This window comes from Rhodopseudomonas sp. AAP120 (genome assembly GCF_001295845.1).
Taxonomy (GTDB): Bacteria; Pseudomonadota; Alphaproteobacteria; order Rhizobiales; family Xanthobacteraceae; genus Rhodopseudomonas.
Genome location: NZ_LJIC01000205.1, coordinates 1 through 15,567 on the forward strand (window position 1 = coordinate 1; position 15,567 = coordinate 15,567).

At 66.7% G+C, this 15,567-nt stretch carries 13 protein-coding genes; 6 read left to right on the forward strand and 7 right to left on the reverse strand.

The window, feature by feature from the left end:
• The first annotated feature begins 151 nt into the window (after positions 1-151).
• Positions 152-1,153 (forward strand): adenosine kinase, encoded by a 1,002-nt coding sequence (locus IP86_RS26555; RefSeq protein WP_054165454.1) that lies wholly within the window; start codon positions 152-154, stop codon positions 1,151-1,153.
• Between the two features lie 210 nt (positions 1,154-1,363).
• Here IP86_RS26555 and IP86_RS26560 read toward each other — a convergent pair whose 3' ends face one another.
• Together IP86_RS26560 and IP86_RS26565 are read right to left on the reverse strand one after the other, a co-directional pair.
• Positions 1,364-3,073 carry an AMP-binding protein gene (locus IP86_RS26560; RefSeq protein WP_054165455.1) on the reverse strand — a complete coding sequence of 570 codons (1,710 nt, stop codon included), beginning with the start codon at positions 3,071-3,073 and terminating at the stop codon, positions 1,364-1,366.
• 120 nt (positions 3,074-3,193) lie between these two features.
• Entirely contained in the window at positions 3,194-4,378 is a 1,185-nt protein-coding gene (locus tag IP86_RS26565) for a serine hydrolase domain-containing protein (RefSeq protein WP_054165456.1), read from the reverse strand.
• Between the two features lie 288 nt (positions 4,379-4,666).
• On the opposite strand from IP86_RS26565, the gene IP86_RS26570 reads away from it, so the two are divergent.
• From IP86_RS26570 to IP86_RS26580, 3 genes are all read left to right on the forward strand, one after another.
• On the forward strand, positions 4,667-4,990 hold the full coding sequence (locus IP86_RS26570; protein ID WP_054165457.1) for a hypothetical protein: 324 nt from the start codon (positions 4,667-4,669) through the stop codon (positions 4,988-4,990).
• Positions 4,991-5,129: 139 nt separating this feature from the next.
• Positions 5,130-6,623 (forward strand): NAD-dependent succinate-semialdehyde dehydrogenase, encoded by a 1,494-nt coding sequence (locus IP86_RS26575; RefSeq protein WP_054165458.1) that lies wholly within the window; start codon positions 5,130-5,132, stop codon positions 6,621-6,623.
• 403 nt (positions 6,624-7,026) lie between these two features.
• On the forward strand, positions 7,027-7,656 hold the full coding sequence (locus IP86_RS26580; protein ID WP_054165459.1) for a class I SAM-dependent methyltransferase: 630 nt from the start codon (positions 7,027-7,029) through the stop codon (positions 7,654-7,656).
• Positions 7,657-7,704: 48 nt separating this feature from the next.
• Here IP86_RS26580 and IP86_RS26585 read toward each other — a convergent pair whose 3' ends face one another.
• Genes IP86_RS26585 through IP86_RS26605 form a run of 5 tightly spaced genes read right to left on the reverse strand, consistent with a single transcriptional unit; the run spans position 7,705 to position 12,118 of the window.
• Positions 7,705-8,397 (reverse strand): AprI/Inh family metalloprotease inhibitor, encoded by a 693-nt coding sequence (locus tag IP86_RS26585; protein ID WP_054165460.1) that lies wholly within the window; start codon positions 8,395-8,397, stop codon positions 7,705-7,707.
• Position 8,398: 1 nt separating this feature from the next.
• Positions 8,399-9,385, reverse strand: a complete 987-nt coding sequence (locus tag IP86_RS26590) for a 2-hydroxyacid dehydrogenase (protein WP_054165461.1) — start codon at positions 9,383-9,385, stop codon at positions 8,399-8,401.
• Between the two features lie 10 nt (positions 9,386-9,395).
• A complete protein-coding gene (locus IP86_RS26595) occupies positions 9,396-10,181 on the reverse strand; it encodes an ABC transporter permease (protein WP_054165462.1) in 786 nt (261 codons plus the stop codon).
• Entirely contained in the window at positions 10,178-10,984 is an 807-nt protein-coding gene (locus IP86_RS26600) for an ABC transporter ATP-binding protein (RefSeq protein WP_054165463.1), read from the reverse strand. Before IP86_RS26600 ends, IP86_RS26595 begins: the two co-directional genes overlap by 4 nt.
• A 6-nt stretch (positions 10,985-10,990) precedes the next feature.
• Positions 10,991-12,118, reverse strand: coding sequence for an ABC transporter substrate-binding protein (locus IP86_RS26605; protein WP_054165464.1), 1,128 nt, complete (start codon positions 12,116-12,118; stop codon positions 10,991-10,993).
• Between the two features lie 144 nt (positions 12,119-12,262).
• Between IP86_RS26605 and IP86_RS26610 the strand changes: the two genes are divergently transcribed.
• Together IP86_RS26610 and IP86_RS26615 are read left to right on the forward strand one after the other, a co-directional pair.
• Positions 12,263-13,075 (forward strand): creatininase family protein, encoded by an 813-nt coding sequence (locus IP86_RS26610; RefSeq protein ID WP_054165465.1) that lies wholly within the window; start codon positions 12,263-12,265, stop codon positions 13,073-13,075.
• Positions 13,076-13,414: 339 nt separating this feature from the next.
• Positions 13,415-15,466, forward strand: coding sequence for a carbohydrate porin (locus IP86_RS26615; RefSeq protein WP_082364277.1), 2,052 nt, complete (start codon positions 13,415-13,417; stop codon positions 15,464-15,466).
• Positions 15,467-15,567: the final 101 nt, after the last annotated feature.

Sequence of the window (15,567 nt, forward strand, 5' to 3'; positions counted from 1 at the left end):
CAAGCCCGCGCATGACGATCTCGAAACCTCCCGTGCTTGCCGCGTCGCCGCGGAACGTGATAGGTCGGCGCGCCTTCGCGCAGCCGGCGATGCACCGGTTTTGTCCCGCAAACCCGCGGATTTTCCCCCTCGCCGCCACGGACCCCTCTCGATGACCCCAGCCAAATACGACGTCCTCGCCATCGGCAATGCGCTGTTCGACGTGCTGGTGCGCACCGAGGACGACTTCCTGGTCCGCCACGGCATGGCCAAGGGCGGCATGGCGCTGATCGATCAGGCGCAGGCGGCGGCGATCTATGCCGACATGGGGATGGCGACCGAAATCTCCGGCGGCTCGGCCGCCAATACCATCGTCGGCCTCGCCTCGTTCGGCGCCCGCACCGCCTATGTCGGCAAGATCAAGGATGATCAGATCGGCAAGCTCTACGCCCACGACATCCGCGCCGCCGGCGTCGCGTTCGACACCAAGCCGGCCGCCGACGGCCCCGCGACCGGCTGCTCCTACATCCTGGTGACGCCGGACGGCGAGCGCACCATGAACACGTATCTCGGCGCCGCGCAGGATCTGGTGCCGGCCGATCTCGACGAGGCGCAGATCGCCGCGGCCTCGATCGTGTATCTCGAAGGCTATCTGTGGGACCCGCCCCAGGCCAAGGAAGCCTTCCTCAAGGCCTCCAAGATCGCCCATGGCGCCGGCCGCAAAGTCGCGCTGACGCTGTCGGATTCGTTCTGCGTCGACCGCTACCGCGCCGAATTCCTCGAGCTGATGCGCAGCAAGACGGTCGACCTGATCTTCGCCAACGAGTCCGAACTGCACGCGCTGTATCAGACGTCCGATTTCGACACCGCGCTGAAGGCGCTCGGCCAGGACGTCGCGCTCGGCGTCGTGACGCGCAGCGAGAAGGGCTGCGCGGTGGTCGAAGGTGAAAGCGTCACTCTGGTGCCGGCCGCCTCGATCGAGCAGCTGGTCGACACCACCGGCGCCGGCGATCTGTTCGCCGCCGGCTTCCTGTTCGGCCTGGTCCGCAACGCCGGCTATGAAAACGCCGGCCGCCTCGGCGCCCTCGCCGCCGCCGAAGTCATCCAGCACATCGGCGCCCGGCCGCAAGTGTCGCTGAAGGAGCTGGCGCAGCAGCACGGCCTGCCGGTGTAGTTCAAGTCGGCACGGCGGGCCTTTGAACCCCAACCTCTCTTTTGTCATTCCGGGGCGCGAGCGCAGCTCGCGAGCCCGGAATCCATAACCCCTGTCTTTGCTAATTCTACAAAGGGCCACCGCGGTGCGTCACCGCGAGTCTAGGGAGTATGGATTCCGGGCTCGCGCTTCGCGCGCCCCGGAATGACGAACGCAAAATCACCGAACTAACTACGCCGTCTTCATCGCCTTCAGCCCGAGCTTCTCCTCCACCTTCTCGCGCATCACGAATTTCTGGATCTTGCCGGTCACCGTCATCGGAAATTCGTCGACGAATTCGACGTAGCGCGGGATCTTGTTGTAGGCGATCTGGCCCTGGCAGAAGGCGCGGATGTCGTCGGCGGTCAGCGTCTCGCCGGGGCGGGTGCGGACCCAGGCGCAGAGTTCTTCGCCGTAGCGCGCGTCGGCGACGCCGAAGATCTGCACATCCTGGATCTTCGGATGGCGATACAGGAATTCCTCGATCTCGCGCGGATAAAGATTCTCGCCGCCGCGGATCACCATGTCCTTGATCCGGCCGACGATGTTGCAGAAGCCCTCGTCGTCGATCACCGCCAGATCGCCGGTGTGCATCCAGCCGGCGGCGTCGAGCACGTCGGCGGTCTTCTCGGCCTCGTCCCAATAGCCAAGCATCACGCTGTAACCACGGGTGCACAGTTCGCCGCGCGCGCCGCGGGGCACGATGCGGCCTTCCAGATCGATCACTTTGACTTCGACATGCGGATGGATGCGCCCGACCGTGGAGACGCGGCGCTCTTCCGGATCGTCGACCGCGCTCTGGAAGCTGACCGGGCTGGTCTCGGTCATGCCATAGGCGATCGTGACTTCGCGCATGTTCATCGCATCGTTGACGCGGCGCATCACCTCGACCGGGCACGGCGCCCCCGCCATGATGCCGGTGCGCAGCGACGACAGGTCGAAGCTGGCGAATTGCGGATGGTCGAGCTCGGCGATGAACATCGTCGGCACGCCGTATAGCGCGGTGCACTTTTCACGCGACGCCGTCTGCAGCGTCGCCAGCGGATCGAAGCCTTCGCCCGGATACACCATGGTGGCGCCCGATGTCACCGACGCGAGATTGCCCATCACCATGCCGAAGCAGTGATACAGCGGCACTGGAATGCAGATGCGATCCTGCTCGGTCAGCTTCATGGCGCCGCCGACGAAGTAACCATTGTTGAGGATATTGTGATGCGTCAGCGTCACGCCTTTGGGCGAGCCGGTGGTGCCGCTGGTGAACTGGATGTTGACCGGATCGTCGAACTGCAACTCGCTGGCGAGCTGTGCAACCATCTGACGATGGCGATCGCCGCCCATCGTGGCGACCTCGTCGAACGCGATCGTGCCCGGGCTCTTCGGGCCACCGATCTGAATCACCGCGCGTAGCTGCGGCAGCTTGGCGGACTTCAACGCGCCGGGCTGCGAGAGCGCCAGCTCGGGGATCAGCGTGTTGAGCATGTCCATATAGGCCGAAGTCTTGAACGCGGTGGCCGTCACCAGCGCCGCGCAGCCGACCTTGGCGAGCGCGAATTCGAGTTCGCTCAGCCGATACGCCGGATTGATGGTGACCAGGATCAGTCCCGCTTTCGCGGCGGCGAATTGCGTCAGCGTCCATTCGGGGCGGTTCATTGACCACACGCCGATGCGTTCGCCGCGCTGCAGGCCGAGCGCGAGGAAACCGGCGGCGACTGCGTCGACGCGCTGCGCGAACTCAAGCCAAGTCCAGCGCACATCGTGGCTCGGCGACACCAGCGCTTCGCGATCGGGCCAACGCTGTGCCGCAAGGTCGAGTGCCTGGCCGATGGTGATGCCGAGCAGCGGCGCGTCGGAAACGCCGCATACGTAGCTGGGAGCTTTTCCGCCTTGAGCCTGATCAGTCACGCCTTGGGTTCCTCACTGCACGCCGGTCCGGATCGGCCGGCGATCGTTTTTGGTCTGAGACGCGATGGTCGCGCCTGCGGCGGGGCTTGTCGAGCCCCGCCGCAGAGCATGTGGCAAACTTCAGGCAGCTTTCTGGCCGGCGCCGAGGCTCGCGTAGACGCCGCGTTCGAACGCCGCGAAGGCGTCGAGGCACTTGGCGTCGCCGAACGGCAGCACCTGCATCAGGATCACGCCGCAGATGTCGCGGGTCGGGTCGATCCAGTAGTAGGTGTTGGCGAGACCGGCCCAGGCGAGGCTGCCGGGGCTGCGGCCTTCCGGGGTGGTCTCGGTGTTGATCAGGAAGCTGAGCCCCCACTTCTTGTCCATGCCGGGATAGAGATCGACGTCGTTGGTGGCGAAGGCGACCGCCGAGTTTAGTCTGGTAACGTTGAGGTCGCCGATGTGGTTCTGGCCCATCAGCGCGACGGTCTCGGGCTTCAGCACCTGGTTGCCGTTGCCGCGGCCCTTGTTGAGGATCATCTGGGCGAACTTCAAGTAATCGGCCGCGGTGCCGTAGAGGCCGCCGCCACCCATGTGAAATTCGGGCTCCTGCGCGACCTCGAACGGGATCGGCGTCAGCGAGCCGTCCTCGCCGCGCGCATGGACCGCGACCAGGCGGTTGCGCTGTGCGTCGGTGATCTTGAAGCCGGTGTCGTTCATGCCGAGCGGCGCGAACAGATGGTCGCGCAAGTAAGCGTCGAGCTTCATGCCGGTAACCGCCTCGACCGCCTTGCCGGCGAAATCGATATTGATGCCGTATTCCCAGCGTGTGCCGGGATCGGACGCCAGCGGCGCCTTCAGCGCGGCGTTCTGGCAGCCGATGATGCCGGGCACGCCCGCGTGCTCCATGTACTTCACCATGTCGGCGTTCCACATGTCGTAGCAGAAGCCGGCGGTGTGGGTGAGTAGTTGCCGCAGCGTGATCGCGGTCTTGGCCGGGCGCGTCTTCGGCGTGCCGTCGGCGGCGAAGCCGTCGAGCACCAGCGGCGCGGCGAGATCGGGCAGCACTTTGCCGATCGGCTCGTCGAGCGAAAGCCTGCCCTGCTCGACCAGTTGCATCGCCGCCGCTCCGGTGATCGCCTTGGTCATCGACGCGATCCAGAACACGCTGTCGGCCGTCATCGGCTGCGGCTTGGTCAGATCGCGCTGGCCGAACGCACCCTGATACACGGTCTCATTGGCGCTTCCGGCCATCGCGACGACGCCGGGAATGTCGCGCCGCTCGCAGAAGCCCTGCAACGCCTGATCGATCTCCGCGCTGTGCATGTGGTCATCCTCCCATGTGATTTTTTGTAGTGGCAGGATTGTCCCGCGCGATCGCGACATGCGCAAGACGATAGATCATCTGATCCGATTCAAGGCTGCGGTGCGCCGCAACTTCAAGACGGTGCGCCATCGCGCCGGGCCGGGAAGCTTAAGGCGCCCGCAACCAAGACGACTTGCGGCGACGCGCTGCGGGAACGAAGGGCGCCCGATGCAGTTCACAATGCGGCCGCAGTCGTGACGAGATCCGCTCACCCGAATGCGCCGAGACGAACTTGGCGGAGCACACCCATGACCCCATCCTGGAGCGGCTGGAAGCATTACCCGAAGGGCGGACGCGGCAATATCGACGCGCCGATCGGGCCCGGGCTTTATGAAGTGCGACGCGCCACTGACGGCGGATTGTTCGCCTTCGATGTCGTCGACAATCTGGCGATGGCGCTGGCCGCGCTGCAGACCCGGCCCAAACGGCTCGGCTGGTTCGGCCGCCGCGGCGAAAACGCCGCGCCCGAGCTGGAGTACCGCTACTATCCGGCGCACAGCTGGCAGCACGCCAAGCTCGCCGCCGACCATATCCTCAGCCGCCGCGAATCCTGGTTCAGCCGCGCAGCCTAACCGCCGCGCCGCAACATCGGTCACGGCCGTGTGAAGAGGCCGCGTCGGTGCACGGCGGCCGAGATGCTCCTATACTTCCTCACAGCCGTATGGCGCATTCGCCTGCCGAATGCGCCGATGCCAACCGTGAGGAATACCGATGTCGCCGACCGCCGCTGCCCGCAAATCCGACTCAGTCACTGCGCTGCGTGACCGCCTGAAGAACCCATCGCTGCTGCGCGAGCAGTGCTATGTGGACGGCACCTGGACCGGCAGCGGGTCGATCGCCGTGACCAATCCGGCGACCGGCGGCGAGATCGGCCGGATCCCGAGCCTTGGCGCCGCCGAGGCGACCGCGGCAGTCGAAGCCGCCGAGCGCGCCTTCCCGGCCTGGGCCAAGCTGACCGCCAAGCAGCGCTCCAACATCCTGCGCAAATGGTTCGAGCTGATCGTCGCCAATCGCGAGGATCTGGCGCTGATCCTCACCACCGAACAGGGCAAGCCGCTCGCCGAGGCGCTCGGCGAGGTCGACATCGGCGCCGCCTATATCGAGTTCTTTGCCGAGGAGGCGCGGCGCGTCTATGGCGAGACCATCCCGACGCAGCGCGCCGACGCCCGGCTGATCGCGATCAAGCAGCCGATCGGCGTCTGCGCCGCGATCACGCCGTGGAATTTCCCGAATTCGATGATCACCCGCAAGGTGTCGCCGGCGCTGGCCGCGGGCTGCACCGTGGTGCTGAAGCCGGCGGAAGAAACCCCGTTCTCGGCGCTGGCGCTGGCGGTGTTGGCCGAGCAGGCCGGGCTGCCGAAGGGCGTGTTCAACATCGTCACCGGCGACGCGCCGCCGATCGGCAAGGTGTTCTGCGAACATCCGGCGGTGCGCTTCGTCGGCTTCACGGGCTCGACCGAAGTCGGCAAGATCCTGTATCGGCAATCCGCCGGCACCGTGAAGAAGCTCGGCCTGGAGCTTGGCGGTAACGCGCCGTTCATCGTGTTCGACGATGCCGACATCGACGCGGCGGTCGAGGGGGCGATCGTCTCGAAATATCGCAACATGGGCCAGACCTGCGTCTGCGCCAACCGACTCTATGTGCAGGACGGCGTTTACGACGCCTTCGTCGAAAAACTCGCGGCCAAGGTCAAAGCGATGAAGCTCGGCGACGGCACCGAGCAAGGCGTGACGCAAGGTCCGCTGATCAACGAAGCCGCGGTGGAGAAGACCGAGCGCCACATCGCCGACGCGGTGAAACATGGAGCCAAGGTGATCACCGGCGGCAAGCGCGCTGCGCTCGGCGGCACGTTCTTCGAGCCGACCGTGCTGTCCGACGTGCGCACCGACGCGCTGGTCGCTCACGAAGAAACCTTCGGTCCGCTGGCCCCGGTATTCCGCTTCAAGACCGAGGACGAAGTCATCAAGCTGGCCAACGCCTCGCCGTTCGGCCTCGCCAGCTACTTCTACGCCCGCGATCTCGGCCGGGTGTGGCGCGTCACCGAGGCGCTGGAGTCGGGCATGGTCGGCGTCAATTCCGGCCTGATCACCACCGAAGTCGCGCCGTTCGGCGGCGTCAAGGAATCCGGCCTCGGCCGCGAAGGCTCGCATCACGGCATCGAGGAATATGTCGAGATCAAATACGTGATGATGGCGGGGATCTGAGCGGGCGGGCGCAACTACCCGCTCCGTCCGAAGAGTCCTTTTGAGCAGCTGTTGGTCGCTGCGAGCTGCCGCACGTCCGACCGTCATCCCCCGCGAAAGCGGAGGATCGAGTACGGCGGTGCGCCAGCGTATCAGGCGAACGCTCTGGAATACTGGGGCGCCCGCCTGCGCGGGCGATGACGGGAGTGGGTCAGCCGATGCTTCTCGGGTTCGCACAACGCGGCCCTATCATCGAATGATCCGGAAGCGCTCGAGCTGATCGCAATCCGCAGGTTCGCGCGGCATCGCGGGCGACATCACCAACGAACGCGTGATCAGGACGCGGCTCTCGTGATAGGAGCAGCCGTCTGACGAGTCGAACGCCCGTCGGATGATGTTTCTTGAGACGTGAGCCGATTCGCCCATGACCGCCCTCTTCCTGACTCTGCCGATCGTCGCGGCTGTGGCGATCTGGGCTGGATGGCGGCGGGCGTCGCGCCGGACGGTGCTGCCCTGCCCGTCCGAACTCGCCTGGCTGGTCGAGATGGAGAATCCGCTGGCGCGCGCCACGCGGTCCGAGCAGATCGTCGCCGAGCTGGCGCTACGCCCCGGCGAGCGGGCGATCGATATCGGCTGCGGCCCCGGACGCGTCACGATTCCGATGGCGTGGGCCGTCGGCCCCGCCGGAGCGGTGATCGCGCTCGACGTGCAGAGTGGTATGCTCGCCAAGGTCGCCGCCAAGGCGGCAGCCGGTTCGCTGACCAATATCCAGCCGCTGCAGACGGACGTGCGGCACGCGGAGCTGCAGGCCGGCTCACTCGACGCCGCCGCGATGGTGATGGCGCTCGGCGAGATTCCGGACGCGGCCGGGATCTTCCCGGCGGTGTTCGCGATGCTGAAGCCAGGCGGGCGGCTGGCGATTGCCGAAAGCATCTTCGATCCGCACTACGTTGCGCGCCGGCGCGTGAGACACATGGCATCGAGCGCCGGCTTCATCGAACGCCGCTGCGTCGGCAACGTTTTCGGATTCTGCATGACCTTCGAGCGGCCCTGAATCGGCGCGGACCGATCTGACGCCGCTGCGCCGGATCGCGGCCCGCGACTACTGCCGCAGCATGATCAGCGGGTCGGCGCTGTCCGGGCTTTTGCGCCATTGCGCGTTGTCGTCGGCTTCGAACCGCCAGGTCTCGCCGGACGGCGCGATCAGCAGCAGGGCACCGCGCTCCAGCCGCCACATCTTCGGCGCGAAGCTGGCGACCTGAGAGTCGCAGCGCGGCTTCAGATAGACTTCGTAGTTGTCGGGGGTCGGGGCTTCGTTGTTGGTCAGGGTCAGGCCGCAGACGACGCGGCCGCTGCCGCGGACCATCGACCAGTCGCCGATCATCTGGTCCATCGACTTGGCGAGCGAGCGCGCCGCCGCGAGATTCTGCAGGATGTAGACGCCCTCGTTGGCGCGCAGGCCTTCGAAGATGCCGCTCTCGACCTCGGTGAAATCGATGACCGCATCGCCGGCGGAGGTCTCCAGCCGGACGATGTCGAGGCCCTTCACGGTCCAGGCGGCGATGTCCTTGGTGAACGGCAGCGCCGTGGCGCAGCCGGGTTCGAGCTCCAGCTTCATGCCTTGCGGCGCTTGCGCGGCATCCGCTTTCAGTGTCACCACACAGGTCTTGCTGCGCTCGGTGGTGGACAGCTCCCACTGCCCGATCATGCTGCTCTTCAGCGTCGCGGCGTCCTGCGCCTGCGCCGCGCCCGCCGCGAGCAGCAATCCCAAGGCCACAGCGAGACGCGCCAGCATGTCACCGCTCCCTGACGGGCGTTTCGGCGATCGGCGTCAGCGGCGGCTTGCCGTCGAACCACGCCTTGAGATTGTCGACCACGAGCTGATCCATCGCGTTGCGCGTCACCACCGAAGCCGAGCCGATATGCGGCAGCAGCACCACATTGCCGAGCGCGCGCAGCTCCTCCGGCACGTTCGGCTCGTCGGCGAACACGTCGAGCCCGGCCGCGAGAATCGTACCAGACTTCAGCGCCGCGATCAGTGCGGTTTCGTCCACCACCGACCCGCGCGCGACGTTGATCAGCACGCCGCGCGGGCCGAGCGCGGCCAGCACCTCGGCATTGATCAGCTTGTTGGTGGCGGCGCCGCCGGGGATGATCACCACCAGCGTGTCGACCTCCTTGGCCATCGCGATCAGGTCCGGATAGTGCTTGTAGGCGACGCCAGGCGCCGGCTTGCGCGCGTGATACACCACCGGCACCAGCGAAGCGTCGAGCCGCCGTGCGATCGCCTGGCCGATCCGCCCCATGCCGACCATGCCGACCGTGCGGCCGCGCAATGAGCCGACGCTGAGCGGATAGGGCTGGGTCTGCCACAGCCCGGCGCGGACGTATTTGTCGGCGCGGATGAATTCGCGCAGCGTGGCGATCAGGAGGCCGAGCGTGGTGTCGGCGACTTCTTCGGTCAGCACGTCGGGGGTGTTGGTGACGACGACGTTGTTCTGCGCCGCCCAGCGGGCGTCGACGTGATCGTAGCCGACGCCGAACGACGACACGATCTCCAGCTTGGGAAACCGCGACAGCACCGCGCCGCTGGTCGGCACCAGGCCGGTGACGGCGACGCCGCGAATCCGCGCCCGCACGTCGTCGGGCAGGCTGTCGAGATCGGCCTGCTGCTCGCAGCGATGCAGCACATAGGGCGCGGCGAAGCCGTCGTCGACGACGGGCTTGCGCGGCCCGTAAATCAGAAGATCGATCGCGTCCGCCGACCCAGCATCCCCGGCCATCTTGGCTCCCTTACGGTTCTTGTCGCAATGCGCTTTCGTGCCAGCGCCGCAGCAACAGATGCGACACCAGCGCCAGCGCTGCGTAGATCACAATGCCCGCCAGCGACAGCAACAGCAAGGCGGCGAACATGCGCGGAATGTTGAGCCGGTAGCCGGATTCTGCAATCCGGTAAGCCAGCCCCGAGCCGGCGCCGGCCGAGCCCGCGGCGATCTCCGCCACCACCGCGCCGATCAGCGACAGCCCGCCGGCGATGCGCAGCCCGCCGAGCATATAGGGCAGCGCCGCCGGCAGCTTCAGCCGGACCAGCGTCTGCCATGGCGAGGCGCCGTACAGCCGGAACAGACCGGCGAGATTGCGGTCGACCGAATTCAGCCCGAGCGTGGTGTTGGACAGCACCGGGAAGAACGCCACGATCCACGCGCACACCACCACGGCGGTGTCCTGCGGCAGATAGATCAGCAGCAGCGGCGCGATCGCGATCACCGGCGTCACCTGCAGCACCACCGCGTAGGGGAACAGCGCGACCTCGACCCAGCGCGACAGGTTGAACAGCAGCGCCAGCGCGATGCCGCCGACCGCGGCGGCGACGAAGCCCTGCAGCGTGGTCCACAGCGTCGACAGCAGCGACTCGAACAGCACCGGCCAGTCGGCGATCAGCGTCGACAGCACCAGCCCCGGCCCCGGCAGGATGTAGGGCGGGATCTGATTGAGCCGGACGATCAGGTCCCAGCCGGCGATCACCGCGGCCAGCACCAGCAGCGGCAGCAGGATGCGAAACAGCCGCGTCGCGCTCATCTGTGCACCCGTGTGCCGCCGGTCGCGGCCAGCGCGAGCGAAACCTCACGGCATTGCGCCGCGTAGTCCGCCGAGGTGCGGAACGCCTCGCCGCGCGGCTCCGGCGCGTCGATGTGAAATTCCGCGGCGATGCGGCCCGGCCGCGGCGACATCACCACAACGCGCTGCGACAGATACACCGACTCGAACACCGAATGCGTCACGAACAGCACGGTCTTGCCGAGGTCGCGCCATAGCGCCAGCAGATCATCGTTGAGGCGGAAGCGCGTGATCTCGTCGAGCGCCGCGAACGGCTCGTCCATCAGCAGGATGTCCGGATCGGTGACCAGCGCGCGCGCCAGCGACACCCGCATCTTCATGCCGCCCGACAGTTCGCGCGGATACGAATTCGCGAAGTCCTGCAGCTCGACCCGCGCCAGCACCGCCGCGACGCGCTGCGCGGTTTCGTCCTTGGGCGTGTGCGCGAGCGCGAGCGGCAGCGCCACATTGGCGGCGATGCTGGCCCACGGCATCAGCGTCGGCTCCTGAAACACGAAGCCGACTGCATGGCCGCCGCGCGGCGGCCTGGCCCCGCCCGCCACCTCAATGCTGCCGGAGGACGCCGCGGCGAGCCCGGCGATCAGCCGTAGCGCCGTGGACTTGCCGCAGCCGGACGGGCCGAGCAGCGACACGAACCCGCCGCGGCCGACCGCAAGATCAATCGGCCCCAGCGCCAGCACGCCGCTGTCATACGTCTTGGTAACCGCGCGCAGCCGGATCGCCGTATCCGCGCCCGAGCTGTCGACAGGATGCGGCGCGGACATCGCCTGCTACTTCTTCGGCCGCAGATCGACGCCGACGCCCTTGTTGGCGAATTGCAGCGTGTAGGCGCGGCGGAAATCGAGATCGCGCGGCACCACGCCGGCGCGGGTCATCTTGTCGAAGAAGCTGGCGTAGCGCGCGTCGCTCATCGCGCCGATGCCGGCCGTCACGGCGTCGCCGGAATCGACGATGCCGTATTCCTTCATCTTGGCGACCGAATAGGCCAGCATCTCGTCGGTCATTTCCGGATTGAGCGACTTGATCATCGCATTGCCGGCCGCATTGTCGCCGTACAGATAGTTGTACCAGCCGATCATCGAGGCATCGACGAAGCGCTGGATCATGTCCGGGTTCTTGTCGATCAGCTCGCGCCTTGTCTCGATCAGCGTCGAATAGCCGTCGAGGCCGTAATCGGCGAGCAGCAGCACGCTCGGCTTGAACTTGGCCTTCTGCTCGATCACCAGCGGCTCGGAGGTGACATAGCCCTGCATCGCCGAGTTCTTGTCGATGATGAAAGGCTGCGGGTTGGAGGTGTAGGGCTTCACCTTGGCTTCGTTGAAGCCGTATTCGGATTTCAGCCACTGGAAGTAGCTGGCAATGCCTTCCTTGGAGACGAACAGCGTCAGCCGCTTCAGATCATCAATTTTCTCGACCTTGGACTCCGGGTGCGACAGGAACACCTGCGGGTCCTTCTGGAACACCGCGGCGATCGCCACCACCGGCACGTTGTTGGCGACCGCGTCGAACGATTGCAGCGTGTTGGCGGTCATGAAGAAATCGAGCTTGCCGGCCATCAGCAGCGCGCGGTTGTTGACGTTCGGCCCGCCGGGCACGATCGTCACTTCGAGGCCGTAGGCCTTGTAGGTGCCGTCCGCGACCGCCTGGAAGAAGCCGCCATGCTCGCCCTCGGCGACCCAGTTGGTGCCGAACGACACCTTGTCGAAGCCCCCTTCGGGAACCTTGCGGACCGGCTGCGCCACCGGGCGCGGCGGCTTCTTGGGCGGCGGAGGCGGCGGCGGCTTGACCTCCGGCTTGGCGGCGGGCGGCTCGGCGCCGTGGCCGGACGCCCAGGCCGGCTGCGCCAGCAGCAGCACGACGGCCCCGGTTAACGCTCGCAGCAGGAAAGCGGGGCTCATGATTGGACTCCGTCGTTCATTTTGGCCCATGATGGAGACAGCGAGGGCGGCGCGGTTAGGTCCGGTCGAGGATTGATAGCGAAACAATGCGGGCATTTGAACCACTGATGCGGACGGCTGCCACGCGCCGATGACCCGAACACCATGACCCGAACACCGCCCCACGACTGGACCGCGATCCGCTGGCCGGAGATCGCAGCTGCCGATCCGGCGCGCTGGATCGCCGTGCTGCCGCTCGCCGCCACCGAACAGCACGGCCCGCATCTGCCGCTCGGCACCGACGTCACCATCGCCGAAGCCTATCTGGCGCGGGTGCGCGAGCTGCTGCCGGTGGAACTGCCGGTGACGTTCCTGCCGCTGCAGCCGGTCGGACTGTCGCTGGAGCATCTGTCGTTTCCCGGCACGCTGACGCTGGGAACCGAGACCGCGCTGAAATCGTGGACCGAGATCGGCGCCAGCGTGGCGCGCGCCGGCGTGCGCAAGCTGGTGATGGTCACCAGCCATGGCGGCAACAGCGCCGCGATGGGGCTGGTGGCGCAGGAGCTGCGGGTCCGACACGGCATGCTGGCGGTGACGACAGGGTGGGCGCGGTTCGGCACGCCCGACGGGCTGTTCGAATCCGATGAATTGCGTCACGGCATTCATGGCGGCGCGATCGAGACCTCGATCATGCTGGCACATACGCCGGATCTGGTCCGCACCGACCGGATCCAACACTTCCGCCCGGCGACGCTTGCGATGGAGCAGGACTTCCGCTGGCTGTCGGCGCAGCGGCCGGCGCCGTTCGCCTGGTCGGCGCAGGATCTGCACCCGAGCGGCGCGATCGGCGATGCCACCGGCGCCACCGCCGACAAAGGGCGGCTGCTGATCGAGCATGGCGCGCGGGCATTCTGCGAATTGCTCGCCGACGTCGACCGCTTCGACTTGGCCGCTCTCGCCACCACACCGCAGGCCTGAACGGACGCCTGCTCCCCGCCTCGCTCCGCACGGATTTACCGTCTAGCAGCGGATGCTATCGGACCCAGGTCGTGGCCGATTGGCCACGCACGGCAGCGAGTTGCAGAGCGCGTGCTACATCATCGCACCGCGCGCTTGTGCCTTTGAACTATTCCAGAGTAGAGGGTCGCGCACGCATGCTGATCAGTTTCCCGGCTATTTGCCGCGACTGCTGCACTCATCATGTCAAATCAGTGACAACGACCTCGACTATCGTCAGCTTGCGAGCTGCTCGCACATACAACCAACTGATGCAGCGACACCGGGTCGCACGTAGTATTCTACCAGTCAGGTCATTCGATGAATCTTCGCCGACGCCCCGTATCAGCAGCCCATCAGCTGCAGCCCGCCGAACCGCTCGCACGCGGCGCAGCTTTCGCGCAGCAACGGCGCCTGCCGATCACGAAGCTGCTCGCGGGCGTCGCGTTCGGCGCGGTCGTGCTGCCCCACGCCGCCGCTGCGGCCGACATGCTGAAAGCGCTGCCGGCACCGGCCTATGACTGGAGCGGCTTCTATGTCGGCGCGCATACCGGTTATCTGCGCGGCCATTCCAACGCGACCCTGCTCGATCCGGCGTTCGCCGCGCAGGCGTCGAACGGCTCCGGCGGCGTCACCGCCGGCGCCCAGGCCGGCTACAATTGGCTGACTCGCTCCGGCGTGCTGCTCGGCCTCGAGGCCGACATCTCGTTTCCGAGCTACCTGCCGGCCAATGCCGTGCTGTCGGAGTTCAGCGGCACGCCGTCTCAGCTGCAGCATCTCGATTTCTACGGCGGGGTGCGCGCCCGGCTCGGCATCGCCGCCGGCCAATGGCTGCCTTACGTCACCGGCGGCCTTGCCTATGCGCACGAGCGCTATCTGACCGATCCGGAATCCGACAAGACGCTGAACGGCCGGATCGGCTGGGTCGCGGGCGCCGGGCTCGAATACGGCTTCACACCGCATTGGAGCGCGCGGATCGAGTATCTCTACAGCGACTATCAGCGCGCCTCGGTGGCGCTGCCGGGTGGCGGCCGCTACGAGTCGGCGCTGACCCTGCAGACGCTGCGCGTCGGCCTCAACCGCCGGCTCGACTGGCTCGGCGGCGGCGACACGGTCCCGTTCGCCGCGGTGGCCGATCCGGAGTCCGACCGCTGGGAGATCCACGGCCAGACCACCGTGGTGGGTCAGGGCTATCCGTCGTTCCGCTCGCCCTATGACGGGGCCAACAGCCTGGCGCCGAACGGCCAGTTCAAGACCACCTGGAGCAGCAGCATCTTCGCCAATGTGCGGCTGTGGGACGGCGGCGAGCTGTATCTCAACCCCGAATTCCTGCAGGGCTACGGGCTCAGCGACACCGTCGGCGTCGCCGGCTTCCCGAACGGCGAGGGCCAGAAGTCCGGCTTCGCCTATCCGCATTTCAGCCCGTCGCGGTTCTATCTGCGCCAGACCTTCGGGCTCGGCGGCGAACAGGAGCAACTCGCCTCCAGCGCCTCTCAGCTCTCCGGCAAGGCCGACATCTCGCGCCTGACCTTTCAGGTCGGCCGGTTCTCGGTGGTCGACGTATTCGACGGCAACAGCTACGCGCACGATCCGCGCCGCGACTTCATGAACTGGTCGATCTGGGCCTCGGGCGCGTTCGACTACGCGGCCGACAAGCTCGGACTGACCTACGGCGCCACCGCCGAGCTGAACCAGAAGCAATGGGCGATCCGCGCCGGCTACTTCCTGATGGACGCCGAGTCGAACTCGAACAATTTCGACATGAAGCTGCTGCGGCGCGGCGAATATGTCGCCGAGCTGGAGACGCGCTACACGCTGTTCGGCCAGCCCGGCAAGCTGCGCACGCTCGGCTTCATCAACAGCGTCTATGCGGGCAGCTATCGCGAGACGCTCGACAATCCGCTGCTCAATCTCGACATCACCCAGACCCGCAAGGGCCGGATCAAATACGGCTACGCGTTCAATCTCGAACAGGCGGTGACCGCCGATGTCGGCCTGTTCGGCCGCTGGAGCTGGAACGACGGCAGGAACGAGATTATGTCGTTCACCGATATCGACGACAGCTTCTCGGGCGGCGTCTCGATCCGTGGCGCGAGCTGGAGCCGTCCCGACGACGTCATCGGCATCGCCGGCGCCACCAACGGCCTGTCGCGCGACCACCGCGACTTTCTCGCCGCCGGCGGCCTCGGCCCACTGATCGGCGACGGGCGGCTGAACTATCGTCGCGAGAATATCCTGGAAGCCTACTACGCCTACGCCGTCACCCCGGCCTGGACGGCGACGGCCGACTACCAATACATCGTCAACCCCGCCTTCAACGCCGACCGCGGCCCGGTCTCGGTGTTTTCCGGACGACTGCACGGCGAGTTCTGACGCCTGTTACTTAACCACTCACCTCTCCACTCGTCATGGCCGGGCTCGTCCCGGCCATCCACGCCTTTACTCCCTCGCGAGGCTTGAAGGCGTGGATGGCC

Excerpts from the sequence above, each read along its gene's own strand:
- IP86_RS26555 (WP_054165454.1), top strand. The coding sequence starts at position 152 with ATGACCCCAGCCAAATACGACGTCCTCGCCATCGGCAATGCGCTGTTC.
- IP86_RS26565 (WP_054165456.1), bottom strand. The coding sequence starts at position 4,378 with ATGCACAGCGCGGAGATCGATCAGGCGTTGCAGGGCTTCTGCGAGCGG.
- IP86_RS26570 (WP_054165457.1), top strand. The coding sequence starts at position 4,667 with ATGACCCCATCCTGGAGCGGCTGGAAGCATTACCCGAAGGGCGGACGC.
- IP86_RS26575 (WP_054165458.1), top strand. The coding sequence starts at position 5,130 with ATGTCGCCGACCGCCGCTGCCCGCAAATCCGACTCAGTCACTGCGCTG.
- IP86_RS26580 (WP_054165459.1), top strand. The coding sequence starts at position 7,027 with ATGACCGCCCTCTTCCTGACTCTGCCGATCGTCGCGGCTGTGGCGATC.
- IP86_RS26585 (WP_054165460.1), bottom strand. The coding sequence starts at position 8,397 with ATGCTGGCGCGTCTCGCTGTGGCCTTGGGATTGCTGCTCGCGGCGGGC.
- IP86_RS26590 (WP_054165461.1), bottom strand. The coding sequence starts at position 9,385 with ATGGCCGGGGATGCTGGGTCGGCGGACGCGATCGATCTTCTGATTTAC.
- IP86_RS26595 (WP_054165462.1), bottom strand. The coding sequence starts at position 10,181 with ATGAGCGCGACGCGGCTGTTTCGCATCCTGCTGCCGCTGCTGGTGCTG.
- IP86_RS26600 (WP_054165463.1), bottom strand. The coding sequence starts at position 10,984 with ATGTCCGCGCCGCATCCTGTCGACAGCTCGGGCGCGGATACGGCGATC.
- IP86_RS26605 (WP_054165464.1), bottom strand. The coding sequence starts at position 12,118 with ATGAGCCCCGCTTTCCTGCTGCGAGCGTTAACCGGGGCCGTCGTGCTG.
- IP86_RS26610 (WP_054165465.1), top strand. The coding sequence starts at position 12,263 with ATGACCCGAACACCGCCCCACGACTGGACCGCGATCCGCTGGCCGGAG.
- IP86_RS26615 (WP_082364277.1), top strand. The coding sequence starts at position 13,415 with ATGAATCTTCGCCGACGCCCCGTATCAGCAGCCCATCAGCTGCAGCCC.